This is a genomic window from Erythrobacter sp. HL-111 (genome assembly GCF_900105095.1).
Classification (GTDB): Bacteria; Pseudomonadota; Alphaproteobacteria; order Sphingomonadales; family Sphingomonadaceae; genus Erythrobacter.
On the sequence record NZ_LT629743.1, the window covers coordinates 2,677,603 to 2,696,745 of the forward strand.

A 19,143-nucleotide genomic window follows, 5' to 3' on the forward strand; every position below is an offset into this window, starting at 1 on the left:
CGTTTCCGTCACGTTGCGATCAGGCCGCCCGGGCCGGCCAGCCATTCGCGTCCCTTGAGCATCCCGTTCCAGTAAAGCCAAGGGAGGAAATCGGCCTTGAGCATCCAGGACAGGCGCTGCGGCTTCGTTCCGTCGACGAGCCACTCGGGAAAGCTCGGCATGAGCTTGCCGCCATAGCCGAATTCGGCGAGCACGATCTTGCCGCGCTCCACCGTCAGCGGGCAGGAGCCGTAGCCATCGTAGCCCGCGCGCGGCCCCTTGCCGTCGAGCTGCTGGAGCACGTTGACCGCGACCACCGGGGCCTGCTTGCGCGCGGCGGCGGCGGTCTTGGCATTGGGCATGGACCCGGCATCGCCGAGGCCGAAGACATTGGGGTAGCGCACGTGCTGGAGCGTGTGCGGATCGACATCGGTGTAGCCGCTCTCCGCCGCGAGCGGGCTGTCCGCGAGGAATTGCGGCGCGACCTGCGGCGGGACGACGTGGAGCATGTCGAATTCGCGGGTGATCTCCCCGCTCTCGGTCTCGAACACGGCTTCTCGCGCTTCGCCGTCGACCGCGACGAGGTTGTTGCCGAGCCTCAGGTCGATCCCGTATTTCTCGACATATTCCATCAGCGCCGGGACATAGTCGGCGACCCCGAACAGCACCCCGCCCGCATTGCAGAACTCGACCTCGACCTCGTCGAGCACGCCGCGGCGGTTCCAGTGGTCGCAGGACAGATACATCGCCTTCTGCGGCGCGCCCGCGCACTTGATCGGCATGGGCGGCTGGGTGAACAGCGCGCGGCCTTTCCGCATCTCCTGCACCAGCTGCCAGGTGTAGGGCGCGAGGTCGTAGCGATAGTTCGAGGTCACCCCGTTGCGCCCGAGCGTCTGTTCGAGCCCGGCGATCCTTTCCCAGGCAAGCCGGATGCCCGGCGCGACCACGAGCACGTCGTAAATGACGGTGGAGCCATCAGCGAGCGTGACCTGGTTGTCCTCCGGCTGGAACGTCGCCGCGGCGGATTTCAGCCAGGTGACGGATTGCGGCATGACCTTCGCCATCGGGCGGACGGTGACTTCGGGCTGGAACACGCCGCCGCCGACCATCGTCCAGCCGGGCTGGTAGGCGTGGGTTTCCGACGGTTCGACGATCGCAATGTCGAGCCCCTTGCGCCGCGCGAGCAGCGAGCTCGCGGTCGCGATCCCCGCCGCGCCGCCGCCGATGACGACGACGGTGTGCCTTGATGTGCCTGTCATGTGTCCTCTCCCTTTCGTGATCGTTCAGCCGCCGAGCCGCGGGGCGAGGGCGCCGAGATCATATCCCGCCGCCTTCGCCCGTTCGAGCCGTTCGTCGGCGCCGAGGCCCATCGGGTTGGCCAGAGTCTCGAGCGTGATCGAGCGCGTTCCGGTGCGGCAATAGGCCAGCAGCGGGCCTTCGGTGCCCCGCCGCACCGCGGCGAAGGCGGCGATGGCGCCTTCGGGGAAGGCCCCGCCCGCCACGGGGATGTGGTGGAAGGCGAGCCCGGCCGCGTTGGCGGCGGCGCGCAATTCGTCGAGCGGGGGCTGGCCCGCCTCCTCTCCATCGGGGCGGTTGCAGACGACGGCGACATAGCCCCTGTCGGCGAGCGCCTGCATGTCTTCTGCCGCGATCTGCGGCGAGACGGCGAAACCGGGGGCAACTTCTCGAATGTCCATCAGGATTTCCTTTCGGTGAGGCGCACGAGACCCATCCCGGCGAGCATGGCGGCCACGAAGACCGCCGCGCCGACCGGTTCGATCACGAGCGCGGCGATGCCGGGGCCTGGGCAGAGCCCGGCAATGCCCCAGCCGATCCCGAACAGCGCGGCCCCGCCGAGGAGGCGCGCGTCGAGGTCCTTGCGGGTCGGGATGGCGAAGTCATCGGCGAAGAGCGGATGGGCGAGGCGCGGTTGCAGCAGGTGCCACACCGCCACCATCACGAGCACCGCTCCGCCCATGACGAAGGCCAGCGTCGGGTCCCAGTCTCCGAACAGGTCGAGGAACCCGCGCACGCGCGCGGGATCGGTCATCCCGCCGAGCGCCAGCCCCGCGCCGAACACTGCCCCTGAAAGAAGGGCGACGATTCCGCGCGCGTTCATTGCAGCACGTCGAGGTTGAGAGCGTTCATCGCCGCCACGGTGGCGATGCCGGTCGCCATGAAGGTCAGCGTCGCGACGATCGAGCGCGCCGAGAACCGGCTCATCCCGCACACGCCGTGTCCGCTGGTGCAGCCGCTGCCGAGCTTCGTGCCGACGCCGACCACGAGCCCCGCGATGGCGAGGACGAGCGGCGATGCGAAGCTCGCCTCGATCCCGCCCGACGCCGCCATGATCGCGAGCGCGCCCAGCGGCAGGCCGATGACGAACGCCCATGCGGACGACCGCTCCATCCCGCTGCCGCCGAGCCCGACGGCGCGCGCGGCGATGCCGGAGACGCCCGCGATCCGGCCCGCGCCGAGCAGCATGATCGCCGCTGCAAGGCCGATCAGGATTCCTCCTGCCAGCCCTGCGAGCGGCGCGGCCTCTGGGTAGCCGGGCAGGATCATACCGCGTTGACCGGGATCTTGATGTAGCTCACGCCGTTATCCTCCGGCTCGGGCAGGCGCCCGCCGCGGATGTTGACCTGCACCGAAGGCATGATGAGGTTCGGCATGGCGAGCGTCGCGTCGCGGGTGGTCCGCATCTCGACGAACTCGTCCTCGCTCACGCCGTCCTTGACATGGATGTTCTCGCGCCGCTGCTGGCCGACCGTGGTCTCCCAGGCATATTCGTCGCGGCCCGGCGCCTTGTAGTCGTGGCACAGGAACAGGCGGGTTTCGTCGGGAAGCGAGAGCAGCCGCCGGATCGACTTGAACAGCTGGCGCGCGTCGCCGCCGGGGAAGTCGGCGCGGGCGGTCCCGAAATCGGGCATGAAGATCGTGTCGCCCACGAAGGCCGCATCGCCGATGATGAACGCCATGTCCGCGGGCGTGTGACCAGGAACGTGGAGCGCGATGCCGTCGAGCGTGCCGACCTTGAAGGTTTCGCCGTCGGCGAACAGGTGGTCGAACTGCGATCCGTCGCGTGCGAAGTCGGTGCCGGCGTTGAACAGCTTGCCGAACACGTCCTGCACGCGGACGATTTCCTTGCCGATCGCGAGCTTCCCGCCGAGCTTTTCCTGGAGGTAGGGCGCGGCCGAGATGTGGTCGGCATGGGCATGGGTCTCGATCAGCCATGTCACTTTCAGATTATTCGAATTGACGTATTCGATGATCCGATCCGCCGAGCCGTAGGAGGTGCGGCCGGAAGCCCCCTCGTAATCGAGCACCGAGTCGATGATCGCCGCCTCGTCGGTGGCGGGATCGTGCACCACATAGCTGACGGTGAAGGTGGCTTCGTCGAAGAAACCGGCGATCGTCGGGCGCTTCGCCTTTTCGGCGCTGGCGGCTTCGATCTGGCTGGTGGCTGCTGCGAGGGCAGAGTCGCTGTTGTCCATGACACTCTCCTAGTTGGTTACATAAATTGTGTATATGTATTGCCTTCATCCTGTCAAGTGCTATGAAGGCGAGTAATGAACCAGGCAAACGAAAACCCATTCCGCCCCGTGGACGTGCGGGCGGGGCTCCGGATCGGCGACAGCGCGCCCGATTTCGAGGCCCGCAGCACGATCGGCCCGGTGCGCCTGTCCGCCTTTCGCGGGCGCTGGCTGATGCTGTTCTCGCACCCGGCCGATTTCACCCCCGTGTGCACCACCGAATTCATCGAGCTGGCCCGCCACGCGAAGGATTTCGAGGCGCTCGATTGCGCGCTGATGGCGCTGTCGGTCGACAGCCTGTTCGCGCATTTCGCGTGGCTCAGGATGATCCGTGACCGGTTCGCGGTGGAAGTGCGCTTTCCCATCGTCGAGGACCCGACGCTCGTCATCGGCCGCGCCTTCGGCATGGTCGCGCCGCAGGACAGCGACAGCGCGGCGGTCCGCACGACCTATTTCATCGACCCGAAGGGCACGATCCGGGCGATGACCTGCTATCCCGCCAATGTCGGGCGTTCGGTGCCCGAGATGCTGCGGACGCTGGAGGCGCTGCAGGCGGTCGACGCGCGGGGCGGGGCGGCGCCGGCCAACTGGCGCAAGGGCGACCCGCTGCTGCGCGCCCCGACCCATGATCTCGACGCAGTCTATGCGGCGAGGGACCCGGTCGCCTGGTTCCTCGATCCCGCGGGAGAAGACGCATGACCATGGCACCTCCGATCGAGGAGCTGAAGGCGATCGCCCATCCCTTGCGCTTTCGCATCCTGGAGGTCCTGAGCGGCTGCGAGCTGAGCGTCGGCGAGATCGACCAGGCGGCCGATATCGGCCAGCCCGCGCTCTCGCAGCAACTGGGCGTGCTGCGCAAGGCCGGGCTGGTGGAGACGCGCAAGGAAGCGAAGCTGGTCTATTACAGCCTCGCGGCGGACCGCATCGGGACGCTCGCCGCCGCGCTCGGCCGGATCGCGGGCGGCAGCGAAGGCGGCAGCGAAAGCGAGCCCGCCTTGCGGACCCCCGCCCCCGGCGTCGCCAATTTCGCGCGGCTCACCTGAGCCTGCCGGCCCGAGCGCAAGGTAACGCGCTGGTTCGCAATCGACTTTTCGCTTGTCAGGCGAAGCGAGGTCACTAGGGTCCGCGCGGGGAATCACAGGACAAGGGAGGGACGCTTCGCGATGAAGCCGATCACCATCATGCGGGGCGTCGCGCCCCTCGCGGGGAGCGCGCTCGGCGCTGCCCTGCTGGCCGCAGGCCCGGCCGCCGCGCAGGACCGCGCGCTGGCCTTCACCGATGCGAAGATCCTCACCATGGCGGGCGAGACGATCGAGAACGGCGCGCTCGTGATCGAGGACGGCGTTATCGTCGCGGTCGGCAGCGATGTCGCGATCCCCGCCGACGCGGAACGGCGCTCGCTCCGGGGCCGCGTGGTCATGCCCGGCATCGTCGACACCCATTCGCATATCGGCCAGGTCGCGGGGGCGGACGGCTCGGGACCGATCCAGCCCGAGGTGCGCGCGCTCGATTCGATCGACGCGCTCTCCTCGAACATCGCCAAGGCGCGCGCGGGCGGGGTCACGACCGCCAATGTCATGCCGGGCTCGGGCCACCTGATGAGCGGCCAGACCTATTACATGAAGCTGCGCGACGGAAAGACCGCCGAGGACATCGCCTTCTCCTACGAGGACGGCGAGGCCCTGGGCGGCATGAAGATGGCGAACGGCACCAATTCGATGCGCGGGGCAGGCGGCTTTCCCGGCACGCGCGCGAAATCGGCGGCGCTGGTGCGCGAAAGCTTCGTCGAGGCGCAGGCCTATTGCGACGGCGACAGGAAGAAACGCGACCTCGCCAAGGAAGCCCTGTGCGAGGTGCTTTCGGGCGAGCGGCTGGTGCATTTCCACACCCACCGCGCCGACGACATCATGACCGTGCTTCGCCTCAAGCGCGAATTCGATTTCGACGTGCTGATCCAGCACGGGACCGAGACCTACAAGGTCGCCGACAAGCTCGCCGAGGCGGGCATCCCGGTTTCGAACATCACGCTCGATGCGCCGGGCGGGAAGCTCGAGACGATGGACCTCAGGCTCGACAACGCGGGCATCCTCGAGCGCGCGGGCGTGCTCGTCTCGATCCATTCGGACGACCCGATCGTCGATTCGCGCATGATGCTGCGCGAAGCGGCGATGGCGGTGCGCGGCGGCATGAGCCGCGAAGGCGCGCTGCGGGCGCTGACGATCAACGGGGCGAAGCAGATGCGCCTCGACGACCGCGTGGGTTCGCTCGAAGCGGGCAAGGACGCCGATTTCCTGATCCTCGATGGCGATCCCTTCTCGGTCTACACCCACATCCTCGAAACCTGGGTCGAAGGCGAGAAGCTGTTCGACCGCAGCCGCGAGGAGGACCTGAAGATGGCGACGGGCGGATACGGCGCGGGCAGTCCGCTGGAGGCGTCGCACCACCATTGGGAAATCGCTGCCGGGGAGGGCGGGCAATGACCATCGTGAACAAGCTGCTCGCCGGGGCCGTCGTTTTCGGTCTCGCCGTCCCGGCCCAGGCGCAGGACATCGCGGTCAGGGGCGAACAGGTCCACACCATGGCCGGCCCCATGATCGAGAACGGCGTCGTGGTGATCGACGACGGCAAGATCGTCGCGGTCGGGCCGGAGGCGAGCACCCCGATCCCCGAAGGTGTCCGCGTGATGGAAGCGAAGGTGGTGACCCCCGGCCTCGTCGATGCGCGCACGGTCGTCGGGCTCGCGGGCTATCTCAACCAGGACGAGGACCAGGACCAGCTCGACGAGAGCGCCCCGGTCCAGCCGCAGCTGCGCGCGATCGACGCCTACAACCCGCAGGAAGTGCTGGTCGAATGGCTGCGCGGCTTCGGGATCACGACGATCCACACCGGGCACGGCCCCGGCGCGCTCGTTTCCGGGCAGACCATGGTCGCCAAGACCGCCGGCCTGACCGCCGATGATGCGATGATCCGCGGCGACGCCATGGTCGCGGCCAATCTCGGTCCCTGGGCGCTCACCGACGGGTCGAAATCGCCCGGCACCCGAGCCAAGCAGATCGCGCTGCTCCGCAAGGCCCTGCTCGACGCGCAGGCCGGCGAGGAAGAGGAGGGCGACACCAAGGCCGCGGCCAAGCCGCCGAGCCTCCAGACGCAGGTGTTGCGCGAAGTGCTCGCCGGGCGGCGGCCGCTGCTGGTGACGGCCCACCGCTCGCAGGACATCATGAGCGCGCTCCGGCTGAAGGAGGAATTCGGCATCGACCTCGTCCTCGACGGGGCGTCCGAAGCCTATCTCCTGACCGACGCGATCAAGGCCGCGGGCGTCGACGTGATCCTCCACCCGCCGATGGCGCGGCAATATGGCGAGCTGGAGAATGCGAGCTTCACCACGGGCGCCGTGCTGCGCGACGCGGCGATCCCCTTCGCCTACCAGTCGGGCTACGAGGGCTATGTGCCCAAGACCCGGGTCGTGCTGTGGGAAGCGGCGATGGCGGCGGCGAACGGGCTGGAATGGAACGAGGCGCTGTCGGCCATCACCATCGATGCCGCGCGGATCGTCGGGGTCGATGACCGGGTCGGCTCGATCGAGGTCGGCAAGGACGGGGACGTGGCGCTGTTCGACGGCGACCCGTTCGAATATACCTCGCACGCGGTCGGCGTGGTGATCGACGGCGAAGTCGTCAGCGAGACGCCGCAATAGGGCGAACCCGGCTCATCGTCCGCGGCAGGGTGTATTCGAGCAGGCCCTCAAGCCCGTTCTCGACCCCGAAACCCGACTGGCCGTGGCCGGCGAAGGGAACGAGGGGCGAGAGCGGGCGGCATTCGTTGACCCAGACATTGCCCGCGCGCAGCCGCTCGCCGAGCGCCCAGCCCGCTTCCTCGTCCCCGGCCCAGACCGTGGCGCCGAGGGCAAAGGGGGAGGCGTTGGCGCGGGCGACCGCCTCGTCGTAATCGTCGAACCGCAGAAGGGGGAGGATCGGGCCGAACTGTTCCTCCTGCACGATGCGCGCGGTATCCGGCGGGTTGTCGATGATCGCGGGGTTCAGGAAATGGCCCGGTCGCTGCGGCACCTCGGCGCCGCAGGCGAAGGCGAGGCCGCTCGCCCGGCAATCCGCCCACAGGTCCAGCAGCCGGTCATATTGCCTCCGGTTGTTGACCGGGCCGAGCATGGTCGCCTCGTCCATCCCGTCGCCCACCGTGACCCCGGCGGCGTATTCGACAAGCGCATCGCGCACCGCGTCGTGGACGCCGGCGTGGACATAGACCCGTTTCGAGGCGACGCAGACCTGCCCCGAATTCCCGAAGGACGCCCAGAACAGCGCCTTTGCCAGCCCCGCGGGATCGACGTCGTGCATGACGATCGCCGGATCGTTCCCGCCCAGTTCGAGAGTCAGCCGCTTCAGCCCGTCGGCAGCGCTGCGCATCACGTCCCGCCCGGTCGCGGTGGAGCCGGTGAAGGCGATCTTGTCGATCCCCCGATGGGCCGTCAGCCACGGGCCGAGCTGGTCCCCGCCGCTCACCACATTGAGCACGCCGGGCGGCAGGATGCCTCGCGCGATCTCCCCCAGCTTGAGCGTCGCGAGCGGGGTGAAGGGCGAAGGCTTCATCACCACGGTATTGCCGGTCACCAGCGCCGGGCCGAGCTTGAAGGCGGCAAGCAGTAGCGGATAGTTCCAGGGCGCGATCGCCGCGACCACGCCGATCGGCACGCGCCGCGTCTCGCAATAGCGCGTGCCGCTGTCCTCGTGGACCTCGCGCGGGATGGCGAAGCCGGCGGCGGCGCGCAGCCATGACACCAGCCCTGCGACCTCGCGCGCGGCGTCCCTGATCGGTTTGCCCTGTTCCCGGGTCAGGAGCGCCGCGAGCGGGTCGGCATCGGCCTCGACGGCGTCGGCGAGCTCGCGCACCATCCGCGCCCGTTCGCCATGGGGCGTCGCGGCCCATGCGGCGAAGGCGCCGCGCGCCGCCGCCACGGCGGCGTCGAGGTCGTCCGGGCGGGCATCGGGCGCCTCGGCAAAGGGCTGCCCGGTCGCGGGATTGATCACCGGCAGCGCCCGCGCCGCCCGATGCGCCCCGCCGCCGATGGTCATCGCGAAACCGCCGTCGAACCGCACCCGTGCGCGCCTTTCCATGGCCGGACGGTCAGGCCGCGCTGAGGTCGATGTCGAAGCCCATCACCGCGAACCACTCGCGGTCCTTGGCCGCGCGTTCGCGGGCGAGCGGCAGGATCGTGTCCGAGAGCGCGGCGCGATAGACGTCCTCGCCCGCCTGCCGCGCGGCGACGAGCAGGTCGTCGATCGCGACCCGCAGGCGCTCGGCCGAGGCACGCGGCTCCTCCCCCGACCCCTCGAGCGCAGCCTCGAGCGCGGCGCGTTGCGGCGCGCAGGCCGCGGGCGCCGCGTCGAGCGCGAGGATCGCGCCGGCCATGCGTTTCAGGTCGTCCAGTTCGCCCGTTTCGAAGCCGGGCGTCGCGTCGCGCTGGGCCTGGATGATCCGGATGTGCCCGATCGCGAGCATGACCTGTTCCTGCGCGAGGCTCGCGGTTGCGGGGAGCGCGGGCAGCACCACGGTTTCGAGCGCGCGCAGCACCGAGTTCAGGCGATCGTCGACCGAAGGGTTCATCGGCTTTCCTCCATCATCAGGAGCCGGGCGAGTTCGTCGACGAACATCGGCCCGGTGGCGGCGAGGAAGGTGAGCAGCACGTCCTGGTGGTTGTGCGCCGAGCGCGCCGCCTGCATCCCCAACGCCGAGACGAGGATGTAGCTTTTCCAGGCGTTGAACACCGTGAAGTAATGCAGTTTCGCGCGGTCGACCGCGCTCCCGCTCGCCGCTTCGTAGCGGGCGATCATCTCTTCGGGCGGGGCGATGTCGCTGGCACGGAAGACCCCGTCGATGCTGCTCCCGAAGACCGGCTGCAGCAGCCAGCCGAGGTCGGCGTGGAAATCGCCGATATAGGCCATCTCCCAGTCGAGGATCGCGGTGACCTGCCCGGTCACCTCGTCGAACAGGTAGTTGCCGGTGCGATAGTCGCCGTGGACCACGCAAGGGTCGGGGCAATCGGGGACGTTGTCCTCGAGCCATTGCGTCGCAAGCCGCAGTACCGGTTCGCGCGTGACCGCGTCCTGTTCGAGCAGTTCCTTCCAGAACTGGATCAGCCAGCGCGTCGGCTGCTTGGGATCGTCCAGCGGCGCGGCGAAATGTTTGAGGTTCGCCGCGCGCCAGTCGAACTTGTGGATCGCGGCGAGATTCTCGAAATATTGCGGGGCGATCATGCCGCGCAGCGGATCGCCCAGCACCGTGCCGAGGCCGGTGACGCTGACCCCGTCGGTCCGGGGCTTGGTCACCCCGGCGACGAATTCCATGATGATCGCCGGCATCGGGAAATGCGACGGCTCGGCATCGAGCCAGATCGGGCGCGGGACCGGCACGACGCCCTGGAACGCGGTCAGGATCTCGAACTCGCGCTCGCGGCTCGTCTCGGTGATCCCCTCGAGAGCGTCCATCCGCAGGACATAGCGGCGCGTCTCCCCGTCCGGCCCGGCGAGCGAGAAGACGAACTGCTCCTTCGATGCCCCGCCGCCGATCCGGGCGACATCGGAGACGGTCGCGCCCGGCTCCTCGCGCGCGAAGAAGCTTTCGAGCAGGGCCGCGATATCGGCGTCGCGCTGCGGAATGTAGGGCGGCATCGCGCGACGCGCCTTGCGCGCCTCGAGCATGGCGGCGAGCCGCGGTTCGGTATCGACCATCTTCGCCCCCCTCATGCCGCCAGGAACCCGCCGTCGACGGGATAGACGCCGCCGGTGCAATAGACCGCCTCGTCGCTGGCGAGGAAGGCGACCAGGTTGGCGACTTCCTCGTTGGTGCCGTAGCGGCCCATCGCGATCAGCGCGGTGAAGCCGGTCCGGGCGGCGGAGGGATCGCCCGGGCTCGCCTGGCCTTCGATCGACTGCATCATGGCGTTGTCGATCGGCGCCGGCGCGACGCAGTTGACGCGGATCCTCGCCGGCGCGAGCTCGAGCGCGGCGACCCTGGCGAGGCCGCAGATGGCGTGCTTGCTCGCGGCATAGGCGCCGATTCCCGGCACGCCCACGACCCCCGCGACCGAGGAGATCGCGACGATCGCCCCGCCGGTTTCCTGCATCGCGGGGGCGGCGTGCTTGATCGCGAGGAACACGCTGTTGATGTTGGTGCGCTGGACCGCCTCGAAATCCTCGAGGCTGGTGGCGGTGAGCGGCATCACCCGGCCTTCCGACCCGGCATTGGCGACGAAGGCGTCGAGCCGCCCGAACCGTTCGACCGTCGCCGCGACGAGCGCCGCGACATCGTCTTCCGCGGCCGGCTGCCCGGCGCAGGTGGCGACGCGGTCGCCAGCCTCGAGCGCCGCGGCCAGCGCGGCGAGGCGATCCCCGTCGCGCCCGGCGAGCATCACGCTCGCCCCTTCATCCAGCAGTTTGCGAACCGTCGCCCCGCCGATGCCCCCGGTCGCGCCGGTGACGATGGCGACCTTGCCTTCCAACCTCATCATGAGCCTCTCCCCGTTCTGACCGCATGATCACTGTCCCGGGCCGGGGCAGGCGCGTTTCGTTCACCTTGTCCATCCTTCTCCGGCCCGGTTAGCGATCATGCCGAAGAGCCCGCGCCCTGTCAGCCAAAAAATTGACATTGACATCACTTTTGCAATCAGTGACCAACGGGGCCGGGACTTGGCCCCCTTGCGAAGGGGGCATTTTCGGGGAGCAAGGATGACGCAAGAGGCAGCCGACCAGGCGCAACTGGAGCTTCCTCCCACCCGCAAGGGCAAGGCGACGCGCGAAAAGCTGCTCGCGGCGGCGCGGGTGTGCTTCGGCCGTTACGGCTACGGCGCGGTCCGGGTCGCCGACATCGTCGCTGAGGCGGGCACCAGCCACGGCCTGTTCTACCGCCACTTCCAGGACAAGGACGCGATCCTCCTCACGGTGCTGGAAAGCCTCAACGACAAGCTGCGCCAGACCTCGGCCCGTTCGGTGGGGGAGGACGACGTGCTCTCGCTCGAACGGCTCGAGGCGCGCAACATCCAGTTCTTCGCCGATTACCGCCGCGATCGCCTGCTGCTGCGGGTCGCGCGGGAAGCGGCGGCGCAGGAGGACGTGAGCAATTTCCGCCGGGTCTGGCTGCAGATGCGCGACCGCTTCGTCCACCGGACCGAGCGCTGGATCGAACGGCTCGCGGCGAGCGGCGAGATCGCGCCCGTGGCCGACGTGCCCATGGTCGCGCAGGGCCTGTGCTCGCTCACCGAACAGCTCGCCTATGTCCAGATCGGGCTCGCGGCCGAGGATCCGGACGATGCCTTCATCGAACGGCTCGGCAGGAGCTGCGGGCTCATCTGGTACCGCACGCTGGCGGGGGGCGCGGCGTGAGCCGGATCGACCTCCTCGACCTTGCGCCGTTCGAGGCCAGCCGGGAACACGAGGTCTTCGCCGAACTGCGCGCTGCGCCCGGCCTGTGGTTCAATCCCGAGCCCGGGTGTGAGGGGTTCTGGTGCGCGACCCGCCACGCGGACGTGGTCGCCGCCGCGCGCGACCACCGCATGTTCATCTCGGGCGAGGGCACGCAGATCCGGAACCGCCGCGCCGAAGGCCACGGCGCGCCGAGCGTCCACAACGCCGACCCGCCGCTCCACGGCAAGCTGCGGGCCGTCGCCATGCCCGGCCTTTCGCGCGAGGCGATCGCCGCGCGGGCCGACCGGTTCGAGGCCATCGTCGAGAACCTCGTCGCCGAGGCGCCGCGGGGCGAGGTGTTCGATTTCGTCGCTGCCATCGCGGTGCGGATGCCGATGCTGGTGATCGCCGACGTCCTCGGCGTCCCGCCACCCGAAGCCCCCGCGCTGGTCGACCACGCCAATCTCATGAGCGACATGCGCGCAAGCGACGCCGAACAGGCGGCCGCGCGCGGGCAGCTGTTCGACTATTTCCGCGCCCTCGTCCAGGCGAAGCGCCGGATTCCGGGCGACGACCTCGCCACGCGGCTGGTCACCGCAAGACTGGACGACGCGCCGCTCGAGCAGCAATTGCTCGACGCCTACCTCATGCTCATCACCATCGCGGGGAACGAGACCACCCGCTTTCTCGTCACCGGCGGCCTGCACCAGCTCGTGCGGCAGGGCGCCTGGAACGAGCTGCGGGAACGGCCCGAACTGATCCCGACGGCGGTCGAGGAAATGTGCCGCTTCGTCTCGCCCGTGACGCACATGCGCCGCACCGCCGCGCGCGACACCGAACTTGCGGGCACCAGAATCGCGGCCGGCGACAAGGTCGTGCTGTGGTTTTCCAGCGCCAACCGCGACGAGGACGTGTTCGAGCGGCCGGCCGAGCTGGTGCTCGACCGCAGGCCGAACCCGCATGTCGGCTTCGGCGTGGGGGCGCATTTCTGCCTTGGCGCGCATCTTGCCCGGCTCGAGGCGCGGATGCTGTTCGCGGCCATGGCGCGCGAATTCGCCGACATCGAGATCGTCGAGCCGCCCGAACGCCTGCCGTCCAACTGGTTCACCGGCTGGACCGCGATGCGGGTGCGCTGGCAATGAGCCGCCGCGTCCTCGTCACCGGCAGCGCGAGCGGGATCGGCGCGGCCCTCGCCGAGCGGCTGCGGGCGGCGGGGGACGAGGTGATCGGGCTCGACCGGCGCGACGCCGACATCGCCTGCGACCTCACCGACCCCGCGCAGATCGCCGCCGCAGCGGAATCGGTCGCGGCCCCGCTCGACGCGCTGGCGCTCGTCGCCGGCCTGCCCGGAACCGCCCCGGCCGACGCGATCTTCGCGGTCAACACCGATGCGCCGCGCCGGCTTGCCGAAGCCTTCGCCGCCAAGCTGGCCGAGGGCGGCGCCATCGTCGTCGTCAGCAGCGTGACCGCGGCGCGCTGCCCGCTCGACGCGGCGGCGCTAGACGACCTGCTGGCCCTGCCGCCGGGCGAGATCGCCCGGGCGAGCGGGGTCACGGACGGCAAGGCGGCCTATGAATGGTCCAAGGCGCTCGTCAACCGCTGGACCGAACACGCCGCGCGCGCCTTCCTCCCGCGCGGGATCAGGGTCAACGCGGTCAGCCCCGGCCCCGTCGAAACGCCGATCCTCGCCGATTTCGAGCGGTCGATCGGGGCCGACCGGATCGCCGCCGCGGCGCAGCTGACCGGGCGGCACGGGCGGCCCGACGAGATCGCTGCCGCCATCGCCTTCCTGCTTTCGCCCGATGCGGCCTGGGTCAACGGCGCGAACCTCAAGGTCGACGGGGGCTATCACGCCCTGCGCGCGACCGCCTCCCCCGCGGCGGGAAAGGCGGCCTGACATGCGCCTCCTCCTCGTCCGGCACGGCAAGCCCGAAACGCCCGGCGGCTCGCGCGCGGGCAATCCCCCGCTTTCGGCCGAAGGTCACGCCCAGGCGCGCGGGCTGCGGGACTTCCTGAAGCACGAGGGGATCGAGGGGATCGTCCATTCGGGCATGACCCGCGCCGCCGACACCGCCCGGCCGACGGTGGAGGCGCTCGGGCTCGAACCGGTGGTGATCGAGGCTCTGGGCGAGGTCGACCGCTATGGGGGCGACTATGCCAACCCGGAAATGGTCAGGGCCAGGGGTCAGGCCGAATGGACCCGCTTCCTCGGCGATCCGCTGGGCTATTTCGGAATCGACCAGGACCGCTTCGTGGCCGAGACGCTGGACGGCTTCGGCGCCCTGTTCGAGGCCTATCATCGCCGCACGATCGCGATCTTCACCCATGGTTTCCCGATCAACATCCTGCTTGCCCACGCGCTGGGCCTGCCGGGAATCGCCCATTTCGTGCCCGGCTACGGCTCGATCAGCCGGGTCAGCGGGCGCGCGCTCGACCGGCTGACGGTGGTCAGCATCAACGAGACCGCGCATCTCGCCCCCGCCTTTGCCCGGGAACGCGCGCGGTGAGCCACCCCTGCTCCATCGCGCGGGAGCAACCCGAGCGGGTCGCCTTCGTGCTGGGCGAGGAGGCGTTGACCTATGGCGAACTCGCGGCGCGGGCGGAGCGGCTCGCCGGGCGGCTTGCGGCGCTGGGCTGCGCGCGGGGGGACACGGTGGCGCTGATCCTCGGCAACGGCGCGGAATTCTTCGTGGCGGCCTGGCCGGCGCAGACGTCGGGCCTCTATTTCGTGCCGATGTCCGAGCGGCTCGCCCCGCCGGAACGCGACCACATCCTCGCCGACAGCGGGGCGAAGGTGGTGCTGGCGCGGGACGCGGGGCTGGCCAACGTCCTCACGCCGGGCGAATGGGAAGAGGGGCCGGTCGCCGGGTTCGAGGTGTTCTTCGAGGGGCCCCGCGCCCACGCCTATCACGGCGATCCCGCCAAGGCGCGCGCAGCCACCAGCCGGCAGGGTTACGCGACGATGGGCGACATCGGCCATGTCGATGCGGACGGGTTCCTCCATCTCACCGACCGCGCGGCCTTCACCATCATCTTGGGCGGGGCGAACATCTACCCGGCCGAGGTCGAGGCCGCGCTCATGGCCGATCCGCAGATCGTCGATTGCGCCGTGTTCGGCGTGCCCGATGCCGACATGGGCGAGGTGGTCCAGGCGATCGTCGAAGCGGCAGGCGGCCCGCCCGCCGACCCGGCCGCGCGCGCGGCCGCGATCGGCGAACGGCTCGCGGGCCTCATCGCCCCGAACAAGATCCCGCGCCAGATCGCCTTCGTCGGGCGCGTCCCGCGGCTCGAGACGGGCAAGGTCCGCAAGCAGGAATTGAGGGACTTCCATGCCGACCCGGCAAGGCGCGGGCACCCGGCACGGACGAAACCGGCCAATCCGGGCCGAAACAGGGGAGAGTAACCGTGAAGCATCGTTTCAATCCGGCCCGACTGGCGCTGTATTCGGGCGTATCGCTTGCCACCATGCTGGCGGGGGCGCTCCCGGCATGGGCGCAGACGGCCGAGAGCCCCGACCGCGAAACCGGCGACGAGGTCGCCCGGGCAGGCGGCATCGACACCATCGTCGTCACCGCGACGAAACGCAGCGAGAATCTCCAGAAGGTCCCGATCGCGATCTCCGCCATCGCGGGCGACCAGCTCGCCGACCGGGGGATCACCGATACGAGCGACCTCATGGGGGCGCTGCCCAACCTGCAGGTCACCAGCGCCTATTCGGAAACCCAGCCCAACTTCTCGCTGCGCGGGATCGGGGTGGCGAACGAATTTTCCGCCGCCACCGCATCGCCGGTGGGCGTCTATGTCGACGAGGTCTACCAGTCCTTCCGCGCCAGCCACGGCCAGCAGCTCTACGATCTCGAACGGGTCGAGGTGCTGCGCGGGCCGCAGGGCACGCTGTTCGGGCGCAACACGACCGGCGGGGCGATCAACTTCATCACCCGCAGGCCCACGCTCGACGGGACATCGGGCTACCTCACGATGAGCTACGGCAATTTCAACCGGGTCTTCGCCGAAGGTGCGCTCGACCTCACGCTGATCGACGACCTGCTCGGCGTGCGCATCGCGGGGACCTATCTCGACGCCGACGGCTACACCTTCAACCCGACGCTGAATCAGGATTTCGCCGAGGCCAACAACGTCTCCGGGCGCGTCACCTTCCTGCTCGAGCCGAGCCCCGACCTGTCGATCACGCTCAAGCTCTACGGCGCGCGCTCCAACCCGCGGCAGGATCTGCCCTACGGCATCGGCTATCTCGAGAACCGGACCGATGCGGCGGGCTATTCGCGCTTCCTCCCGCGGCCCGAACTGGGCGGCCGCCTGCTCGAACAGGACGAGGTCCAGGCCGACACCGCCGGGCGCTATTTCACCGACAGCTATGGCGCGGCGCTGACGGTCGAGGGGCGGCTCAGCGACGACCTCACCCTGACCTCGATCATGGGCTATGACGAGGCGACTTTCCGCCTATCTCCCTTCGACTGCGACGGATCGCCCAACAATGTCTGCGCCATCCGCTACAATTCGCAGAGCCAGAACCTCAATTTCGACACCCGGCTGAGCTTCGACGACGGCGGGCCGTTCCGCGGCATTGTCGGCGCCTATTTCGGGGTGGATTCGATCGACACGCGGGACGAGCCCGACTTCTTCGGCTTCCTGCGCCCGCTGCTGCAGGGGGCGGGGGTTCCCGACAGCTTCAACAACATCCCGATCGCGGTCGGCAATTCGCTGGGCACGCTGCCGGCCTTCGCGCTCGATCCGACGCTGGGCATCAACGATCCGGGCTTCTGCGCGCCGGTGGTGGTCAATCCCGCCGGCTTCTTCGACGCGCGTTCGCTGATCGCCTTCAACGCGGATGTCGCCGCGACCAACAGCGCGGGCGGCACGGCGGTGCAGGCCGCCTGCGCCGCGGCGGGCGCGCCGCCCTTCGGCCCGATCCTCGCCGAACAGCAGTTCACGATCGAACGGCCGAGCTTCGCGGTCTATGGCGAGGGCGTGCTCGACCTCACCGACAGCCTCTCCCTGACGGTGGGCCTGCGCTACACGTGGGACACGGTGCGCTACAAGAACGGGTCGTCCGTGCTGTTCGACCTCGGCGGGCAGAACATCTTCGCCAGCACCGTGCCCTATGAATTCCCCTTCGACGGGACCCGCGACCGGGTCCGGCGGGAGGAGGACACGGGCGAGCTCACGGGCCGGATCATCCTCGACTGGGAGGCGAGCGAGGACCTGCTGCTCTATGCAAGCTATTCGCGCGGTTACCGCGCGGGGACCTTCAACGCGCTCGCCTACCAGGACATCAGCCAGGTCTATTTCGTCGATCCCGAACAGGTGAACGCCTACGAGGTCGGCCTCAAGAGCCAGTTCGCCGACAATACGGTGCAATTGAACCTCGCCGGCTTCTACTACGATTACAGCGGGCAGCAGATCGCGCAGATCATCGGCGCGACGAGCTTCCTGCGGTCCGCCGACGGGCGGCTGTTCGGGGCCGAGGCCGAGCTGACCTGGCAGCCGGCCGACTTCATCCGGATCGACGCGGCGCTCGGCTATCTCAATTCCGAATACCGCGGCAACGAGATCGATCCCGGCGATCCGAGCGCGCTGACGCTCAACATCAACGGCAATGATTTCCCCAACGCGCCCGAACTCACCTTCAACGCCGGGGTCGAGCTCGTGCCCTATGACGACGGGCGCAACAAGCTCACCCTGCGCGGGAACGCGAGCTACATGGGCGAATATTTCTTCGATCCTTTCGGCGATTACGGGCAGGACCCCTGCGACCGGCCGGCCCCGGGATCGAGCGTGCTGCTCGCCACGCCCGAACTCGCCTGCGGCAACCCCGCCTACTGGCTGTTCGACGCGCGGGTGACCTACCAGCGCGACGATTTCTCGCTCTCCTTGTGGGGCAGGAACCTGGGCGACGAATTCTATTACGTCTACGGGCTCAACCTCAACGCCTTCTACCAGGACTACCTGACCCGCGGCGCGCCGCGGACCTACGGGGTGGAGGCGTCGATCCGGTTCTGAGGGCCCGCTCCCGCGCCGGTCATCGAAGCCGCTGCGGCGGCGGGCTCGGCGCGGGGCTGGGGCAGCGGCGGGCCGGGCCGGTGCAGCACCAGCGCCGACAGGGCGAGCCACGCGGTGAACATGACGAGATAGGGCCAGCGGCGCGGCCACAGCCGGGCCACCAGCAGGGTGCTCGCCGCCGTCCCGGCAAGCGCGAGCAGCGGCGCTCCCGCCGCGCGCGCCCCGCCGCCGGTCACGGCCGCCTGGATCGCGCTGCTTGCCCATTGCGCCGGCAGCAGGGCGAGCAGCCAGTCCGGCAGGGCGTCCGGTTCGGCCCAGGCGGCGAGCACGATCGAAACCTCGCCCGCGATGACGAAGAGCGCGATCCACCAGCCCCGCTGCGCGGCGGAGCGGGCGAAGAGCGCACCGCGAGCGGCGAAGCTGAGGCTTGCGGCGGCGAGCGCGATTCCGGCCGAAAGCGGGTGCGCGAGCGGCGCCATGCCGAAAAGGTGCGCGAGGAGGACGAGGCCCGCGCCCGCCGCCAGCGCAAGAAGCACGCCGACCCCGAACCGGCCGTCGGCGGCGGCGCCGATCATCCCGGCCCCCATCAGGCCCACCGCGATGACCGGCCCGGCGAGGAACGCGAGCGGCAGGGCAGCGGGCGCCTGCGCGAACAGCACGATGGCAAGGGCGGGCACCGCGCCCCCCACCAGCGCCGCCGCCGGCCAGGCGAGCGCCGGGCGCGCTGGAACCGGGCGCGCGGCAGGCTCATCGGGCAGAACGGGCGTCATGGCGCGTCACTGGGCGAAGCCGCGCGCCTTGTCGAGCCGCCGATCGTCCGCCGCGCGGTGCCGGCGGTGCGCGACCCGATCTTTCGCGGGACAGGAAGGCTTCGCTTGTGCGCGGCTGAAGCCCGGGCTCGCGGCCATTCCCAACGTGCTCGCCGATCCGGCGCCCGATGTCGAGATCCTCGATTTCAACGAGCGCGGCACGGTGCTGGCGGTGCGGCCCTATTGCCATACCGATCATTACTGGCAGGTCTTTTTCGACACCAACAAGCTGATCGCGTTCACTTTCGGGGAAGCGGGCTATTCGCCGCCGTTCACGATCGAGCAGAAGAAACCGGACGAGGCCGGGCCGGGCGCGATCGCGGGGGACATGCTGACCGTGCGGATCGAGCCGTAAGCCTGCCCGGGCGCGGGCCGGGGATCCGAGCGACC

At 69.6% G+C, this 19,143-nt stretch carries 21 protein-coding genes; 11 read left to right on the top strand and 10 right to left on the bottom strand.

The window, feature by feature from the left end:
- Window positions 1-8 precede the first annotated feature (8 nt).
- Genes BLU08_RS12650 through BLU08_RS12665 form a run of 5 tightly spaced genes read right to left on the bottom strand, consistent with a single transcriptional unit; the run spans window position 9 to window position 3,473 of the window.
- A complete protein-coding gene (locus tag BLU08_RS12650) occupies window positions 9-1,238 on the bottom strand; it encodes an FAD/NAD(P)-binding oxidoreductase (RefSeq protein WP_233995986.1) in 1,230 nt (409 codons plus the stop codon).
- Window positions 1,239-1,262: 24 nt separating this feature from the next.
- Entirely contained in the window at window positions 1,263-1,676 is a 414-nt protein-coding gene (locus tag BLU08_RS15530) for a TIGR01244 family sulfur transferase (protein WP_233995987.1), read from the bottom strand.
- On the bottom strand, window positions 1,676-2,098 hold the full coding sequence (locus BLU08_RS12655) for a DUF6691 family protein (protein ID WP_090199973.1): 423 nt from the start codon (window positions 2,096-2,098) through the stop codon (window positions 1,676-1,678). The genes BLU08_RS15530 and BLU08_RS12655 overlap by 1 nt, the downstream gene beginning before the upstream one ends.
- The gene (locus BLU08_RS12660; RefSeq protein WP_090199975.1) at window positions 2,095-2,544 is read right to left on the bottom strand and encodes a YeeE/YedE family protein; all 450 of its coding nucleotides are present in this window, start codon (window positions 2,542-2,544) and stop codon (window positions 2,095-2,097) included. Before BLU08_RS12660 ends, BLU08_RS12655 begins: the two co-directional genes overlap by 4 nt.
- Window positions 2,541-3,473, bottom strand: coding sequence for an MBL fold metallo-hydrolase (locus BLU08_RS12665; protein ID WP_090199977.1), 933 nt, complete (start codon window positions 3,471-3,473; stop codon window positions 2,541-2,543). The genes BLU08_RS12660 and BLU08_RS12665 overlap by 4 nt, the downstream gene beginning before the upstream one ends.
- 75 nt (window positions 3,474-3,548) lie before the next feature.
- On the opposite strand from BLU08_RS12665, the gene BLU08_RS12670 reads away from it, so the two are divergent.
- From BLU08_RS12670 to BLU08_RS12685, 4 genes are all read left to right on the top strand, one after another.
- Window positions 3,549-4,211: a peroxiredoxin gene (locus BLU08_RS12670; RefSeq protein ID WP_090199979.1), complete on the top strand. Its 663-nt coding sequence runs from the start codon at window positions 3,549-3,551 to the stop codon at window positions 4,209-4,211.
- Window positions 4,208-4,555: a helix-turn-helix transcriptional regulator gene (locus BLU08_RS12675; protein ID WP_090199983.1), complete on the top strand. Its 348-nt coding sequence runs from the start codon at window positions 4,208-4,210 to the stop codon at window positions 4,553-4,555. The genes BLU08_RS12670 and BLU08_RS12675 overlap by 4 nt, the downstream gene beginning before the upstream one ends.
- A gap of 120 nt (window positions 4,556-4,675) precedes the next feature.
- The gene (locus BLU08_RS12680) at window positions 4,676-5,992 is read left to right on the top strand and encodes an amidohydrolase family protein (protein WP_197676863.1); all 1,317 of its coding nucleotides are present in this window, start codon (window positions 4,676-4,678) and stop codon (window positions 5,990-5,992) included.
- Entirely contained in the window at window positions 5,989-7,206 is a 1,218-nt protein-coding gene (locus BLU08_RS12685; RefSeq protein WP_090199985.1) for an amidohydrolase family protein, read from the top strand. Before BLU08_RS12680 ends, BLU08_RS12685 begins: the two co-directional genes overlap by 4 nt.
- Here the strand turns inward: BLU08_RS12685 and BLU08_RS12690 are convergent.
- Genes BLU08_RS12690 through BLU08_RS12705 form a run of 4 tightly spaced genes read right to left on the bottom strand, consistent with a single transcriptional unit; the run spans window position 7,187 to window position 11,031 of the window.
- Window positions 7,187-8,638: an aldehyde dehydrogenase family protein gene (locus BLU08_RS12690; RefSeq protein WP_172801035.1), complete on the bottom strand. Its 1,452-nt coding sequence runs from the start codon at window positions 8,636-8,638 to the stop codon at window positions 7,187-7,189. The two genes, BLU08_RS12685 and BLU08_RS12690, sit on opposite strands and share 20 nt — an antisense overlap.
- Window positions 8,639-8,648: 10 nt before the next feature.
- Window positions 8,649-9,128 carry a hypothetical protein gene (locus tag BLU08_RS12695; RefSeq protein ID WP_090199987.1) on the bottom strand — a complete coding sequence of 160 codons (480 nt, stop codon included), beginning with the start codon at window positions 9,126-9,128 and terminating at the stop codon, window positions 8,649-8,651.
- The gene (locus tag BLU08_RS12700; RefSeq protein ID WP_157674553.1) at window positions 9,125-10,252 is read right to left on the bottom strand and encodes a phosphotransferase family protein; all 1,128 of its coding nucleotides are present in this window, start codon (window positions 10,250-10,252) and stop codon (window positions 9,125-9,127) included. The genes BLU08_RS12695 and BLU08_RS12700 overlap by 4 nt, the downstream gene beginning before the upstream one ends.
- Window positions 10,253-10,263: 11 nt before the next feature.
- Entirely contained in the window at window positions 10,264-11,031 is a 768-nt protein-coding gene (locus BLU08_RS12705) for an SDR family NAD(P)-dependent oxidoreductase (protein ID WP_090199993.1), read from the bottom strand.
- 217 nt (window positions 11,032-11,248) lie between these two features.
- Here BLU08_RS12705 and BLU08_RS12710 point away from each other — a divergent pair, with 217 nt between their 5' ends.
- Genes BLU08_RS12710 through BLU08_RS12735 form a run of 6 tightly spaced genes read left to right on the top strand, consistent with a single transcriptional unit; the run spans window position 11,249 to window position 17,944 of the window.
- A complete protein-coding gene (locus tag BLU08_RS12710) occupies window positions 11,249-11,902 on the top strand; it encodes a TetR/AcrR family transcriptional regulator (RefSeq protein WP_157674554.1) in 654 nt (217 codons plus the stop codon).
- A complete protein-coding gene (locus BLU08_RS12715; RefSeq protein ID WP_090199997.1) occupies window positions 11,899-13,065 on the top strand; it encodes a cytochrome P450 in 1,167 nt (388 codons plus the stop codon). Before BLU08_RS12710 ends, BLU08_RS12715 begins: the two co-directional genes overlap by 4 nt.
- On the top strand, window positions 13,062-13,820 hold the full coding sequence (locus BLU08_RS12720; RefSeq protein WP_090199999.1) for an SDR family oxidoreductase: 759 nt from the start codon (window positions 13,062-13,064) through the stop codon (window positions 13,818-13,820). The genes BLU08_RS12715 and BLU08_RS12720 overlap by 4 nt, the downstream gene beginning before the upstream one ends.
- A gap of 1 nt (window position 13,821) precedes the next feature.
- Entirely contained in the window at window positions 13,822-14,430 is a 609-nt protein-coding gene (locus tag BLU08_RS12725) for a histidine phosphatase family protein (RefSeq protein WP_157674555.1), read from the top strand.
- Entirely contained in the window at window positions 14,427-15,326 is a 900-nt protein-coding gene (locus tag BLU08_RS12730) for a class I adenylate-forming enzyme family protein (protein ID WP_090200003.1), read from the top strand. The genes BLU08_RS12725 and BLU08_RS12730 overlap by 4 nt, the downstream gene beginning before the upstream one ends.
- Before the next feature lie 2 nt (window positions 15,327-15,328).
- On the top strand, window positions 15,329-17,944 hold the full coding sequence (locus BLU08_RS12735) for a TonB-dependent receptor (protein ID WP_233995988.1): 2,616 nt from the start codon (window positions 15,329-15,331) through the stop codon (window positions 17,942-17,944).
- On the opposite strand, the gene BLU08_RS12740 is transcribed toward BLU08_RS12735, so the two are convergent.
- Window positions 17,914-18,714, bottom strand: coding sequence for a hypothetical protein (locus BLU08_RS12740; protein ID WP_197676864.1), 801 nt, complete (start codon window positions 18,712-18,714; stop codon window positions 17,914-17,916). The genes BLU08_RS12735 and BLU08_RS12740 overlap by 31 nt on opposite strands.
- 145 nt (window positions 18,715-18,859) lie before the next feature.
- Between BLU08_RS12740 and BLU08_RS15410 the strand changes: the two genes are divergently transcribed.
- Window positions 18,860-19,108: a mechanosensitive ion channel family protein gene (locus BLU08_RS15410; RefSeq protein ID WP_197676865.1), complete on the top strand. Its 249-nt coding sequence runs from the start codon at window positions 18,860-18,862 to the stop codon at window positions 19,106-19,108.
- Window positions 19,109-19,143: the final 35 nt, after the last annotated feature.